Annotated in this window: 12 protein-coding genes; 10 read left to right on the top strand and 2 right to left on the bottom strand. The window is 70.1% G+C overall.

Translation table 11 applies throughout. The annotated features are described in order from the left end of the window. A complete protein-coding gene (locus tag ASF35_RS17410) occupies window positions 1–459 on the bottom strand; it encodes an Lrp/AsnC family transcriptional regulator (protein WP_055970536.1) in 459 nt (152 codons plus the stop codon). Beyond that, window positions 456–1,841, bottom strand: coding sequence for an aspartate aminotransferase family protein (locus ASF35_RS17405; RefSeq protein WP_055970535.1), 1,386 nt, complete (start codon window positions 1,839–1,841; stop codon window positions 456–458). The genes ASF35_RS17410 and ASF35_RS17405 overlap by 4 nt, the downstream gene beginning before the upstream one ends. 151 nt (window positions 1,842–1,992) lie before the next feature. Between ASF35_RS17405 and ASF35_RS17400 the strand changes: the two genes are divergently transcribed. From ASF35_RS17400 to ASF35_RS17355, 10 genes are all read left to right on the top strand, one after another. Beyond that, window positions 1,993–3,546, top strand: coding sequence for an APC family permease (locus ASF35_RS17400; RefSeq protein ID WP_055970532.1), 1,554 nt, complete (start codon window positions 1,993–1,995; stop codon window positions 3,544–3,546). 1 nt (window position 3,547) lies between these two features. Then, complete coding sequence (locus ASF35_RS17395) at window positions 3,548–4,795, top strand: saccharopine dehydrogenase family protein (RefSeq protein ID WP_055970530.1); 1,248 nt, start codon at window positions 3,548–3,550, stop codon at window positions 4,793–4,795. Window positions 4,796–4,895: 100 nt separating this feature from the next. Continuing rightward, entirely contained in the window at window positions 4,896–6,881 is a 1,986-nt protein-coding gene (thrS, locus tag ASF35_RS17390) for a threonine--tRNA ligase (protein ID WP_055970528.1), read from the top strand. A gap of 42 nt (window positions 6,882–6,923) precedes the next feature. Then, on the top strand, window positions 6,924–8,279 hold the full coding sequence (locus ASF35_RS17385; RefSeq protein ID WP_156368087.1) for a hypothetical protein: 1,356 nt from the start codon (window positions 6,924–6,926) through the stop codon (window positions 8,277–8,279). A 69-nt stretch (window positions 8,280–8,348) separates the two neighbouring features. Next, window positions 8,349–8,834: an HIT domain-containing protein gene (locus ASF35_RS17380; protein WP_082495595.1), complete on the top strand. Its 486-nt coding sequence runs from the start codon at window positions 8,349–8,351 to the stop codon at window positions 8,832–8,834. Continuing rightward, window positions 8,834–9,472, top strand: coding sequence for a phosphatidylinositol phosphate synthase (gene pgsA / locus ASF35_RS17375; RefSeq protein WP_055970521.1), 639 nt, complete (start codon window positions 8,834–8,836; stop codon window positions 9,470–9,472). Before ASF35_RS17380 ends, pgsA begins: the two co-directional genes overlap by 1 nt. A gap of 77 nt (window positions 9,473–9,549) precedes the next feature. Next, window positions 9,550–10,599 carry a diiron oxygenase gene (locus ASF35_RS17370; protein ID WP_055970519.1) on the top strand — a complete coding sequence of 350 codons (1,050 nt, stop codon included), beginning with the start codon at window positions 9,550–9,552 and terminating at the stop codon, window positions 10,597–10,599. Between the two features lie 3 nt (window positions 10,600–10,602). Next, window positions 10,603–12,252, top strand: coding sequence for an FAD-dependent oxidoreductase (locus tag ASF35_RS17365; protein WP_055970517.1), 1,650 nt, complete (start codon window positions 10,603–10,605; stop codon window positions 12,250–12,252). Window positions 12,253–12,261: 9 nt separating this feature from the next. After that, a complete protein-coding gene (gene pdxS / locus ASF35_RS17360; protein ID WP_055970511.1) occupies window positions 12,262–13,191 on the top strand; it encodes a pyridoxal 5'-phosphate synthase lyase subunit PdxS in 930 nt (309 codons plus the stop codon). 161 nt (window positions 13,192–13,352) lie between these two features. Further along, the gene (locus ASF35_RS17355; protein WP_055970510.1) at window positions 13,353–13,907 is read left to right on the top strand and encodes an alternate-type signal peptide domain-containing protein; all 555 of its coding nucleotides are present in this window, start codon (window positions 13,353–13,355) and stop codon (window positions 13,905–13,907) included. The last annotated feature ends 17 nt before the right edge of the window (window positions 13,908–13,924 follow it).

Genomic DNA, 13,924 nt, shown 5'->3' with positions numbered 1-13,924 from the left:
TCAGTCCGGGACGCCCCACGAGTAGGTCTGCTTGACCAGCTTGAGGTACATGAAGGTCTCGGTGCTCATCACGTCCTCGCGGGACCGGATCTTCTCCGACAGCACCGTCAGCAGGTGCTCGTCGCTCTCGCACACCAGCTCGAGGATGAGGTCGAACGAGCCGGCCGTGATGACGACGTAGTCGACCTCCGGGATCTCGGCCAGGGCGTCGGCGAGGGGCTCGAGCGGACCGTTGGCCCGGATGGCGATCATGGCCTCGCGGGCGAAGCCGAGCTGCATCGGGTCGGTGACCGCGACGATGTTGATGACGCCGGCCTCGGTGAGCTTCTGCACGCGTTGGCGCACCGCTGCCTCCGACAGGCCGACCTCCTTGCCGATCGCGGCGTAGGACATGCGGCCGTCGGCCTGGAGCAGCGCGATGATGCGCTTGGCGACCTGGTCGAGCGCGGGTGCGGTCATGCGGAGATCTTCGCCCATGCCTCACCGAGCACGGAACGCAGCACCTGCTCGATCTCGTCGAACTGGGTCTGGTCGGCGACCAGCGGCGGCGCGAGCTGCACCACCGGGTCGCCACGGTCGTCGGCGCGGCAGTAGAGACCGGCGTCGAGCAGCGCCGTGGACAGGAACCCGCGCAGCAGACGGTCGCACTCCTCGGGCGTGAAGGTCTCCTTGGTGGTCTTGTCCTTCACCAGCTCGATGCCGTAGAAGAACCCGTCCCCGCGGACGTCGCCCACGATCGGCAGGTCGAGCAGGGACTCGAGCGTCCCGCAGAACGCACCCTCGGTCGCTCGCACGTGCTCGAGCAGCCCGTCCCGCTCGAAGAGGTCGAGGTTGGCCATCGCGACGGCGCACGACACGGGGTGGCCGCCGAAGGTGTACCCGTGGGCGAAGCTCGTGCCCGTGCGCAGGAACGGCTCGGCCAGGCGGTCGCTCACGATCGTCGCGCCGAGCGGCGAGTAGCCGGACGTCAGCCCCTTCGCGCACGTGATCATGTCGGGCACGTAGTCGTACCGCTCGGCGCCGAACGTGGTGCCGAGCCGGCCGAAGGCGCAGATCACCTCGTCGGAGACGAGGAGCACGTCGTGCGCGTCGCAGATCTCGCGCACCCGCTGGAAGTAGCCGGGTGGGGGCGGGAAGCACCCGCCGGCGTTCTGCACCGGCTCCAGGAACACCGCAGCGACGGTGTCGGGTCCCTCGGCCTCGATGGCGACCTCGATCTGGTCGGCGGCCCAGCGTCCGAACGCCTCCAGGTCGTCCTCGTGCACCGGGGCCCGGTAGTGGTTGGTGTTCGGGACGCGGAAGGTCGACGGCACGAGAGGCTCGAACTGCTGCTTCAGCGTCGGCAGGCCGGTGATGGAGAGCGCACCGTGCGTCGTGCCGTGGTAGGCGATCGACCGGCTGATCACCTTGTGCTTGAGCGGCTTGCCCACGAGCTTGAAGTAGTTCTTGGCCAGCTTCCACGCGGTCTCGACGGCCTCGCCGCCCCCACTGGAGAAGAACACGCGGTTGAGGTCCCCGGGGGCGAGCGCCGCCAGGCGCTCGGCCAGGTCGATCGCGGTGGGGTGGGCGTAGGACCAGAGCGGGAAGAACGCGAGCTCCTGGGCCTGCCGGGCCGCGGCCTCGGCCAGCTCGCGGCGCCCGTGCCCGGCCTGCACCACGAACAGCCCGGCCAGGCCGTCGAGGTAGCGACGGCCGCGGTCGTCCCAGACGTAGCAGCCCTCGCCGCGGGTGATCACCGGGACGTCGGCACCGTCGGGGGACCTCAGGGGAGCGAAGTGCATCCAGAGGTGGTCCTTGGCGGCCTTCTGACGTCGAGCGGCCTCGGGGTCGAGTGGGGTCATGGTTCCTCCGATCACCTGTGAGTATTCGCGACGGATTGCGTCGAGTGCAAGGGTCCTCGCATCTGATTGCGTAACGATCGTGTGACGACTCTTGCGGATTCCGTTGGCGAGGTGCAGAGTTCGGTCATCGTCGGCGGAGCAGAGGAGCGTCATGTCTGAGGTCGAGGGAACCGGGCCGGGCAGCACGACCACGGCAGGCAAGAAGGGTCTGAAGGCCAACGCGATCGGGTTCTGGGAGGGCCTGTCGATCGGGCTCGACGCGACGGCCCCGGCCTACTCGATCGCCGCGGTCCTCGGCTCGATGGTGGTCGTGGCCGGCATCCATGCGCCCGCGGTGATCTGGCTGTCGTTCGTGCCGATGTTCCTCATCGCCGGCGCGTTCCTCTACATGAACCGCGCCGACACGGACTGTGGAACGACGTTCTCCTGGGTCACGCGGGCGATGGGGCCCTGGATCGGCTGGATCGGCGGCTGGGCCGTCTTCACCACCGGCGTCCTCGTGATCGGCTCCCTCGCCGACGTGGCCGCGCGCTACCTGTTCGTCATGGTCGGCGCCGACGACCTCGCCGCGAACCGCACCGTCGTCATCACCGTGGCCGTCGTGATCGTGCTGGTCATGACGTGGCTCTGTGTCCGGGGGACCGAGGCGTCGGCCAAGTTCCAGGTCTGGCTCGTCTTCGCCCAGGTCGGTGCACTGCTGCTGTTCGTCCTCGTGGCGGTCGTGCGTCTGTTCATGGGCAACCTGCCCGCCGGGGCGACCAACCCCGACTGGAGCTGGCTCAGCCCGTCGGGCCTGACCTCCGACCAGCTGGTCAGCGGGCTGCTCATCGGCGTGTTCATCTACTGGGGCTGGGAGAGCGCGGTCAACCTCTCGGAGGAGTCCGAGGACGGTGACACCGCTCCCGGCCGGGCCGGGATCTGGAGCACGGTGATCCTGGTGGTCACGTACCTCGGGGTCGGCATCGTCACCATCGCCGCCGGTGGCGTGGACTTCGTGACCGGCTACGACGACGACGACGCCCTGTTCGGCGCCATCGGGGACCTGGTGCTCGGACCGTTCGCGTTCATCCTCCTGCTCTCGATCATCACCTCGGGCATCGCGTCCACCCAGACGACGATCCTGCCCGCGTCCCGCGTCTCCTTGTCGATGGCGAGCGCCGGGGCGTTCCCGAGGATCTTCTCGCGCATCCACCCGAGCTACGGCACGCCGTCGTTCAGCACGTGGTTCATCGGCGGCGTCGCGATCCTCTGGTACGTCGGCGCGAGCGCGGTGAGCGACAACTTCCTGTTCGACTCGATCTCGGCGCTCTCGCTCATGATCGCCTTCTACTACGCCCTCACCGGCGTGGCGTGCGCGATCTACTGGCGACGCCGCCTGTTCACGTCGGTCAAGGCGTTCCTGCTCATCGGGGTCGGCCCGCTGGTGGGTGCCGCGACGCTCTTCTACCTGCTGTTCGAGTCGGTGCGCTCCCTGGCCGACCCCGAGGCGTCCTACAGCGGCACCTCGGTGCTGGGGGTGGGTCTGCCGCTCGCGATCGCCGTGTTCTTCCTCGGACTCGGTCTCGTGCTCATGCTCGTGTGGCGGTTCACGGTGGGCGCGGCGTTCTTCAGCCGCAAGGGCTTCGAGACGGTCTCGGACGCGGTGGCCCTCGCTGCTCTGGGACCGACGCGCCCGGGCGCGGCGCTGCCCAAGGACGGGGAGTGACATGAGGATCCTGCTGGTCGGCTCCGGTGGCGTGGGGGCGGCGTTCACCGCCATCGCCGCGCGACGTGACTTCTTCGAGAAGATCGTGGTCGCCGACTACGACCAGGCGCGTGCGGACAGGGCGGTCGACGCGCTCGACGACGACCGGTTCGTCTCCGCACAGGTGGACGCGTCGTCTGCCGACGCCGTCGCGACGCTGTGCCGCGACCACGGCGTCACGCACGTGATGAACGCCGTCGACCCGCGCTTCGTCATGCCGGTCTTCGAGGGCGCGCACGCTGCGGGCGCCGACTACGTCGACATGGCGATGTCGCTGTCGCGCCGGCACCCGGAGGAGCCGTACGCCAGGGTCGGCGTGAAGCTGGGCGACGAGCAGTTCGCGGTCGCCGACCAGTGGGAGTCCGACGGTCGTCTCGCCCTCGTGGGCATGGGTGTCGAGCCCGGGCTCTCCGACGTGTTCGCGCGCTACGCCGCCGACCACCTCTTCAGCTCCATCCGCGACCTCGGCACGCGCGACGGCGCCAACCTGGCCGTCCACGACGAGGACGGCAACGAGCTGTTCGCCCCCTCGTTCTCCATCTGGACCACGATCGAGGAGTGCCTCAACCCGCCCGTCATCTGGGAGAAGGCGCGCGCCGACGAGCCCGACGGCGGCTGGTTCACGACGCCGCCGTTCTCCGAGCCCGAGGTCTTCGAGTTCCCCGAGGGGATCGGACCGGTCGAGTGCGTCAACGTCGAGCACGAGGAGGTGCTCCTGATGCCGCGCTGGGTCGATGCCGAGCGCGTGACGTTCAAGTACGGCCTGGGCGAGGACTTCATCAACGTCCTGCGCGCCCTGCACGACGTCGGCCTCGATCGGACCGACCCCGTGCAGGTGGCGTCGGCCGACGGCCCGGTCATGGTCTCCCCGCGCGACGTGGTGGCGGCCTGCCTGCCCGATCCGGCCACCATCGGTCCGCAGATGACCGGCAAGACGTGCGCCGGGCTGTGGGTCACCGGTGTCGGCAAGGACGGTGAGGAGCGCGAGACGTACCTCTACCACGTGGTCGACAACGAGTGGGCGATGCGCGAGTACGGGCACCAGTGCGTCGTGTGGCAGACGGCGGTCAACCCGGTCGTGGCGCTCGAGCTGCTCGCGAACGGCACCTGGAGCGGCGCCGGCGTGCTCGGCCCGGAGGCCTTCGACGCCGTGCCGTTCCTGGAGCTGCTCACCGAGTACGGCGCCCCGTGGGGCCAGCGCGACTCCTGAGGTCGTCCTGACCTGCGAGGGCCTGCGCGGGCCCCCTAGGGTGGTGGCAAGCAGCACGGCCCAGTCGTAGGGGTCGTCGAGAACCGAATGGAGCACCGCCATGTCCGTCACCGTGCACGTCGCCGTCGAGGCCGGGGCAGAACCCACCTCCCAGACCGTGGACGACGGGACGAAGGCGTGGCAGCTCTTCGCCGAGCAGCCCGACGTGGTCGTCGCCCGCATCGACGGTGAGCTGCGTGACCTGTCCACCGTCCTCGTCGACGGGTCCACCGTCGAGCCCGTCGCCATCGACAGCCCGGACGGCCTCGACGTGCTGCGCCACTCGGCCGCCCACGTCATGGCGCAGGCCGTGCAGGAGCTCTTCCCGGACGCCAAGCTCGGCATCGGTCCGCCGATCACCGACGGCTTCTACTACGACTTCGACGTCGAGGAGCCGTTCAAGCCCGAGGACCTGCAGGCCATCGAGTCGCGGATGAAGAAGATCGTCAAGGAGGGCCAGCGGTTCGACCGTCGCGAGATCAGCGACGACGACGCCCGCACCGAGCTCGCCGACGAGCCGTACAAGCTCGAGCTCATCGGTCTCAAGTCGCAGGCCGGCTCCACCGAGGGTGCCAGCGTCGAGGTGGGCGAGGGCGGCCTCAGCATCTACGACAACGTCAAGCGCGACGACTCCCTGGCGTGGAAGGACCTGTGCCGCGGCCCGCACCTGCCCACCACCAAGCGCATCCCGGCCTTCACGCTCATGCGCTCGGCCGCCGCCTACTGGCGCGGCGACGAGAAGAACAAGCAGCTGCAGCGGATCTACGGCACCGCCTGGCCCACCAAGGAGGCGCAGGAGGACTACCTGCACCGCCTGGAGGAGGCCCAGCGTCGTGACCACCGTCGGCTGGGCACCGAGCTGGACCTCTACAGCTTCCCCGACGAGATCGGCTCCGGACTGCCCGTCTTCCACCCGCGCGGTGGCGTCATCAAGCGCGAGATGGAGGACTACGTCCGTCGTCGGCACATCGAGGAGGGCTTCGAGTACGTCGGCACCCCGCACATCGCCAAGGAGGGGCTCTTCCACACCTCCGGCCACCTGCCCTACTACGGCGAGGGCATGTTCCCCTCGCTCGACGTGGACGGCCAGGAGTACCGCCTCAAGGCGATGAACTGCCCGATGCACAACATCATCTACCGCTCGCGGCAGCGGTCGTACCGCGAGCTGCCGCTGCGGCTCTTCGAGTTCGGGCACGTGTACCGCAACGAGAAGTCGGGCGTCATCCACGGCCTCACCCGCGTGCGCGGGTTCGCGCAGGACGACTCGCACTCGTACGTCACCCCCGAGCAGGCGCCCGACGAGATCCGCCACCTGCTGAACTTCATGCTGAGCCTGCTGCGCGACTTCGGGCTCGACGACTTCTACCTCGAGCTGTCCACCCGCGACGACCGCAAGGACAAGTTCATCGGCTCCCACGAGGACTGGGAGGTCGCCACGCAGGTGCTCGCCGACGTGGCCGCGGAGACCGGCATCGAGCTCGTGCCCGACCCGGGAGGAGCGGCGTACTACGGCCCCAAGATCTCGGTCCAGGCCCGTGACGCCATCGGCCGCACCTGGCAGATGGGCACCGTGCAGTACGACTTCAACCAGCCGTCGCCCGAGCGGTTCAACCTCGAGTACGTGGCCGCCGACGGCACCCGCCAGCAGCCCGTGATGATCCACTCGGCCAAGTTCGGCTCGATCGAACGGTTCCTCGGCGTGCTCGTGGAGCACTACGCGGGCGCCTTCCCTCCGTGGCTCGCCCCGGTGCAGGCCGTCGGCATCCCGGTCGCGGAGCGCCACGCCGAGTACCTGTACACCCTGGGCCAGCGACTCAAGGGTGCCGGCATCCGGTTCGAGGTCGACGACTCCGACGAGCGGATGCAGAAGAAGATCCGCACCGCGCAGACGCAGAAGGTGCCCTTCATGCTCATCGTCGGCGACAACGACGTCGAGGCCGACGCCGTCTCGTTCCGCTACCGCAACGGGGAGCAGGAGAACGGCGTCCCGGTCGACGACGCGGTGCGCCGCATCCTCGAGGCCGTCGCGTCGCGCGAGCAGGTCTGACGAATCGCCGCGCCGGGCGGTGCGGCGACCTAGTCTGGTCCCGTGATCAGGGGGATGCTGGCGGGTGCCGTCGCGCTCGCGATGGTGACGTCGACGGTCCCGGCGTCTGCCGCAGAAGGTGAGGCGTTGCTGCGTCTCGGGATGAAGGAGCGATGCGTGGCGCCCGGCCAGGGCTACCCGCTCGCGTCGGTGACGGTGCACTCCGACGCGGCCCCCGTCGCGGGTGCCACCGTGCAGTGGCGTCAGGACGGGACCATCCTGCACACCGCGGTCACCGACGACCATGGCGTCGCGCAGGCCGAGGGCGTGCAGGCCGTCCGCACCGACGAACCGGTGATGGTCACGTCCGTGGACCCGGCGAGCGGTCGGTCGGTGACCCTGCCCGACCGGGTGCGTGACACCGGGGTGCTGGCCTCGGCGGGCTGGGTGCGGCGATTCGTCGTTCCCTCCTCCGTGGTGCGCCCGCTGGACGTCGGAGGGGCCGGGCCGAGGGAGTGGACGGCGAAGGCCGACCTCTCGTGCACGACACGGCCGGTTCCCGGGGCGCTCGTGGACGTGCTCGCGACCGGTCCCGAGGACTCAGAACCCATGCTGCTGGAATCCCGCCCTCCCGACGAGGATGGGGAGTGGCGCTTCTCCGGCTGGGCGACCTTCGGCGGCCCGACGACGTTCACCGTCCGCAGCCGGACGCCGGACGGTCACGTCCTCCACCTCGGTCGCCGCGCCGGCGACCTGGCGCCTGAGGCCACCTGGATCAACACCTCCGTCACGGGCGTGCGCAGCGAGCTGATGGCGTCCACCCTGCTGACCCGGGGAACGACCTACACGACCCGGGCCGAGCTGGTCGCCGACGGCGGGGACGGGCGGCGGCGCGGTGCGCTGGACCGGGTGGTCGACGTCACCTTCGTGGACCGGGTGAGCGGTCGCTCCACCAGTCTGTCCCCGCTGGTGGTCGCCGACTTCGACGGAAAGATCGCGCTCGACAGCTCCCACCGGGCGACCAGGTCGGGCACGTACCACTTCTCCTTCCGCGGCACGAGGGCCGAGCAGGGCGCAACCGCCACCCTGAGGGTGCGCCTCCGCCCGAAGATCAGCGGCTGGCCGGTGAAGCGGATCGCGGCCAAGCGGTCGACGACCCTGCGTCGCACCGTCACGATCGCCGAACACGAGAACGCCCGCGCCGAGCTGCGCGTCTGGAACCCGCGGTACCGCGCCTGGGACCCCGTCGGCGGCCTGCGCACGATCGACGCCAGGGGTCGCTTGACGTTCACCGTGCCGAAGGTCAGGGGGACGAAGGGCTACCGACTCGTGATCGGGGACGTGACGTCCACCCGGGGTGGCGGACACGCGTTCGACCCGGTCGCGACGACGAAGACCTGGACCGTCACCCGGCGCTGAGCGACGTCTCGGTAGGTTGTCCCGGTGACTGCAGACGACCGCCTGGAGCGCCTCTGGGTGCCGTACCGCATGTCCTACGTGCGGGGCGAGGAGCCCGAGCCCGACGACTCCTGCCCGTTCTGCCGCATCGCCTCCGACGGCCGGCAGTCCGAGCTCGTCGTGCACCGGGGGACCCACTGCTTCGTGGTCCTCAACCTCTACCCGTACAACCCGGGGCACCTCATGGTCGTCCCGAACCGGCACGTGGCCGACTACACCGACCTCACCGAGGACGAGACCTGCGAGGTCGCCACGCTCACCCAGCAGGCCCTGCGCGCCGTCCGCGCCGCCTCGAACCCGCACGGGTTCAACGTCGGGCTCAACCTCGGGGGAGTGGCGGGCGGCTCGCTGTCGCAGCACCTGCACCAGCACGTGGTGCCCCGATGGTCCGGCGACGCCAACTTCATGACCGTGCTCGGGCAGACCAAGACGCTCCCGCAGCTGCTCGAGGACACCCGCGACCTCCTGGCCGACGCCTGGCCGGGGGAGACGCCCACGACCGAGGACGACGCCTGATGCTCGAACGCTTCCGCCAGTTCTGGACGAACATCTGGTCGCCCCTGGCCGACCTGCTGCTGCGCCTGGGCGTCAAGCCCGACCACGTGACGATCGTCGGCACCCTCGGGGTCAGTGCCGGCGCGTTGTGGTTCTTCCCGCGCGGGCAGTTCTTCGTCGGTGTCATGGTGGTCACCGCGTTCGTGTTCAGCGACCTCATGGACGGCTACATGGCCCGCAAGTCCGGCCAGTCGTCGAGGTGGGGGGCCTTCCTCGACTCGACGCTGGACCGGGTCGGCGACGCTGCGGTGTTCGGCGGCCTCCTGCTCTACTACACGCGCGCCGACGCCGACACCACGCTCGGCCCGGCCGACCTCTACCTCGGCCTGAGCCTCGCCTGCCTCGTGCTGGGCAACCTCACCTCGTACGCGCGGGCCCGCGCCGAGAGCCTGGGCATGCAGGCCAAGGGTGGCATCGCCGAGCGGGCCGACCGTCTGGTCGCGATCCTCGTGATGACCGGGCTGAACGGTCTGTTCGGGCTGCCCGTCCTGACCGAGATCACGCTGTGGGCGCTCGCCCTCGCGAGCCTGGTGACCGTGTTCCAGCGCATGGCGATCGTGCACCGGCAGGCCTTCCCGCCCGCCGGGACGGAGTCCTGACCGTCTTCCGCCGAACGTGACATCGCGAATGTGACATCACTCTTGACACGTAGAGATCGGGGTCACATACTCGCGGTATGACCCTCATGGACGAGCAGGACCTCGACCGCACCCAGGACGCGCTGGCCTCGCTGACGCGCAGCGAGTACGAGGCCACGCTGACCCAGCTGTCCCAGGCGTCGGTCGACCGTCACTTCGACGCCTTCGTCGACGTCCCGTGGGACCACCCGGACTTCGCGATCGACCCGACCGACGCCCACTGGGTGCTTCCGGAGGCCGACCCGCTCGGTGCCCACCCCTGGTACAAGTCGCTCCCCGTCGAGCGGCAGATCGAGATCGGGATGTGGCGCTACGCGAACATCTTCAAGGTCGGTCTGCAGTTCGAGAACCTCCTGATCCGCGGGATCATGCAGTACGTCTTCTCCCGCCCCAACGGGTCGGCCGAGTTCCGCTACCTCACCCACGAGGCCACGGAGGAGTGCCACCACACGCAGATGTTCCAGGAGTGCATCAACCGCATCGGCGCCGACGTCCCGGGCATGCCGCGATGGATGCGGGCGATCCACGGGATCATCCCGCTCATGGCCTCGCGGTACCCGCTCGGCTTCTTCATCGCGGTGCTCGCGGGCGAGGAGCCGATCGACCACACGCAGAAGAAGATGCTGCGCGAGGGCGCCACGATCCCGCCGGTCATGCGCCGCATCATGCAGATCCACGTGGCGGAGGAGGCGCGGCACATCTCGTTCGCGCACGCCTACGTCATGCGCAGCGGCCCGAACCTGGGAAAGGTCGACCGGTGGGTCATGTCGATGCTGTTCCCGATCATCATGCGGATCGCGGGCGACCTCATCCTCGTGCCGCCGAAGGAGCTGCGCACCGAGATGGGCGTGCCGAAGGAGGTCGTCAAGGAGCTCTACTGGGACGCTCCGGAGTCGCGCGTGTTCCTCTCCGAGCTGTTCAGCGACGTGCGCATGCTGGCCGAGGAGTCCACGCTCATGACACGGTCCTCGCGGCGCATGTGGCGCTGGCTCAAGATCGACGGTCGCCCGGCCCGGTACCGCAGCGAGCCGCCCGCGCGTCTGGCCGACCCCGCCTCGGTCGACCCCGTCTCTGTCGACACGGTCTGACCCGTGACCCACGTCGTCACGCAGCCGTGCTGCGGTGACGCGGCCTGCGCCTTCGCGTGCCCCGTCAACTGCATCCACCCCACGCCCGACGAGCCGGACTTCGCCACGGCCGAGATGGTCTACATCGATCCTCAGGCCTGCGTCGACTGCGGAGCCTGCGTGAAGGCATGCCCGGTGGGAGCGATCAAGCCGGAGTCGCGGCTCACGGCCGACGAGCGGGTGTTCGTCGAGCTGAACGCGCTCTTCCACGCCGACTCCGACGTCGGCAACGGGCTCGAGTCGCCGACCCGCCCGGCGCAGGCGCCGGTTCCGCCGGTCGTGCGCATCGACGGGTCGCGACGCTTGAGCGTGGCCGTCGTCGGTGCCGGTCCGGCCGCGCTGTACGCGGCCGACGAGCTGCTCAAGCAGCGTCAGGTGCGGGTCCGTGTCCTCGACCGGCTGCCGACCCCGCACGGACTCGTCCGGGCCGGCGTCGCACCCGACCACCAGCACACGAAGGACATCGGGCGACTGTTCGAGAAGATCGAGTCCCACCCCGGCTTCGCGTACGAGCTCGGGGTCGAGGTCGGGACCGACGTCACGCACGACCAGCTGCTCGCCACCCATGACGCCGTGGTCTACGCGACGGGCGCGGCCGTGGACCGGCGGCTCGACGTGCCGGGGGAGGACCTGCCCGGCAACGCGACCGCCACGGACGTGGTGGCCTGGTACAACGGACACCCCGACCACGTGGAGGCACCGCTGGACCTGTCGGGGGACCGCATCGTGGTGGTCGGCAACGGCAACGTGGCGCTCGACGTCTCGCGGGTGCTGCTGAGCGATCCGGAGTCGCTGGCGAGCACCGACATCGCCGACCACGCCCTCGACGCCCTGCGCGTCAGCAGGGTGAGGGTGGTGGAGGTGCTGGCGCGACGCGGTCCGGCCCAGGCGGCCTTCACCGTGCCCGAGCTCGTCGGGCTGCTGCACCACCCCGACCTCGACGTCGTCGTGCCGCAGCGCGAGCTGCTGGACGGGGACGACGTCAAGAGCCGCCTCCTGCGGGAGGGGACGGTCGCCGAGGCCGACCCGGCTCGACGGCACGTCGTCCTGCGCTTCCTCGTCGCACCGGTGGCGGTGCTGGGGGACGGGTCCGTCACCGGGCTCGAGGTCACGCGCACGAGTCTCGTGACGGGACCCGACGGCGTGGTCGCAGCGGTGCCGACCGGCGACCACGACGTGATCCCCACCCGGGCGGTGCTCCGCTCCGTGGGGTACCGGTCCGCTCCGGTCCCGGGGGTGCCGTTCGACCCGGTGACCCATCGCATCCCGAACGTCGGCGGACGCGTGCTCGACGTGCCGGGCGGTGACGTGCTTCCGCGCACCTACGTCGTCGGCTGGGCCAAGCGCGGTCCGTCCGGCTTCATCGGCACCAACAAGTCGTGCTCGCTCGAGACCGTCAACCACCTGCTCTCCGACGTGGCGCAGGGACGGATCGAGGCCGTCGACCGGCCGGAGCCGTTGCGGGCGACGGCCGGTGTCCTCGACCGCGAGGGCTGGCTGCTGCTCGACGCGCACGAGCGCGAGGCGGGGCGCAGGGCAGGACGTCCACGTCGCAAGGTGGTGGACCGGCGCCGGATGGTGGACGTCGTCGAGGCCGCCAGAGGCGGCCGATAGACTCGAGGGGTGAGCAACGAGCAGACCCCCTCCACGTCCCCCGACGGCACCAGCCCCCAGTCGACCGGTACCGCGCGCGTCAAGCGCGGCATGGCCGAGATGCTGAAGGGCGGCGTCATCATGGACGTCGTCGACGCCGAGCAGGCGCGCATCGCCGAGGACGCCGGCGCCGTGGCCGTCATGGCCCTCGAGCGCGTCCCGGCCGACATCCGGGCCCAGGGTGGCGTGGCGCGCATGAGCGACCCGGACCTGATCGACGGCATCGTGTCGGCGGTCTCGATCCCGGTCATGGCCAAGGCCCGCATCGGACACTTCGCCGAGGCGCAGGTGCTGCAGAGCCTGGGTGTCGACTACATCGACGAGTCCGAGGTCCTCACGCCGTCGGACTACGCGAACCACATCGACAAGTGGGCGTTCAACGTCCCGTTCGTGTGCGGTGCCACCAACCTGGGCGAGGCGCTGCGTCGGCTCACCGAGGGTGCGGCCTTCATCCGCTCCAAGGGCGAGGCGGGCACGGGCGACGTGTCGAACGCCGTCACGCACATCCGCACGATCACCGGCGAGATCCGTCGCCTGCAGTCGCTGCGCGAGGACGAGCTGTTCGTGGCAGCCAAGGAGCTCCAGGCGCCGTACGAGCTGGTCAAGGAGGTCGCGGAGCTGGGCAAGCTGCCCGTCACCCTCTTCACCGCCGGCGGCATCGCGACCCCGGCCGACGCCGCGCTCGTCATGCAGCTGGGCTCGGAGGGTGTGTTCGTGGGCTCGGGCATCTTCAAGTCCGGGAACCCGGCCCAGCGCGCCGAGGCGATCGTCAAGGCCACCACGTTCTACGACGACCCCGACGTCGTCGCCAAGGTCTCGCGCGGCCTGGGCGAGGCCATGGTCGGCATCAACGTCGACGAGATCCCCGAGCCGCACCGCCTCGCCGAGCGCGGCTGGTAGCCGCACCCGGCGGCGGGGGGTGCCGCCCCGGTCTTTGGGATTTGTCTCCTACTTTTCCCGTATGCCCATGTGACGCAGATCTCACGTCGCATGCTCGAGGTGAGGGCTCGTCCCTCGTGCCGGCGTAGGGAGCGCCGCGCCTCGAGACATGGGAGCACGCGATGAAGAACTCGATCAAGGGTGCGCTGGCCGCGGGTGTGGCCGCCGTCCTGCTCCTGGGTGGCGCCGGGACGCTGGCGTACTGGAGCGACTCCGTCGACCTGCCCGGCGGCAGCGTGACATCGGGCGAGCTCAAGCTCGAGAGCCCGACCTGCGACGCCGACTGGGTCTACGCGACCGGCAGCGCAGGCGCCACCGGCACGGTCGGCCCGGCCGTCCCGGGCGACGTGATCTCCAAGGAGTGCACGTTCGAGATCGTGGCCACCGGCGACAACCTGAACGCCGACCTGACCGTCCCGGCCACGGCGACCTTCGCCGGCGTGACCCCGCTGACCGCCACGGTGACCGCGACGTACGAGGACGCTCTCGGCGACGCGCTGCCCGCTGCCATCACGGAGGACGACGACGGTCTGGTCACCGCGACCATCTCGGTGGAGTTCCCCTACGGCACCGCCGAGGACGACGTGGCGCCGATCAACATCAACGACTCCCAGGAGGTCGCTGCGACGCTGAACGCCATCGCGGTCTCCGTGGAGCAGAACGACCCGAACCCGTGACCGGTCGCTGATCGCGG

It is taken from the genome of Aeromicrobium sp. Leaf291 (genome assembly GCF_001423365.1).
Taxonomy (GTDB): domain Bacteria; phylum Actinomycetota; class Actinomycetes; order Propionibacteriales; family Nocardioidaceae; genus Aeromicrobium.
Note: the sequence above shows the minus strand (reverse complement) of the source record. Positions and strands in the feature narration are given on the sequence as shown.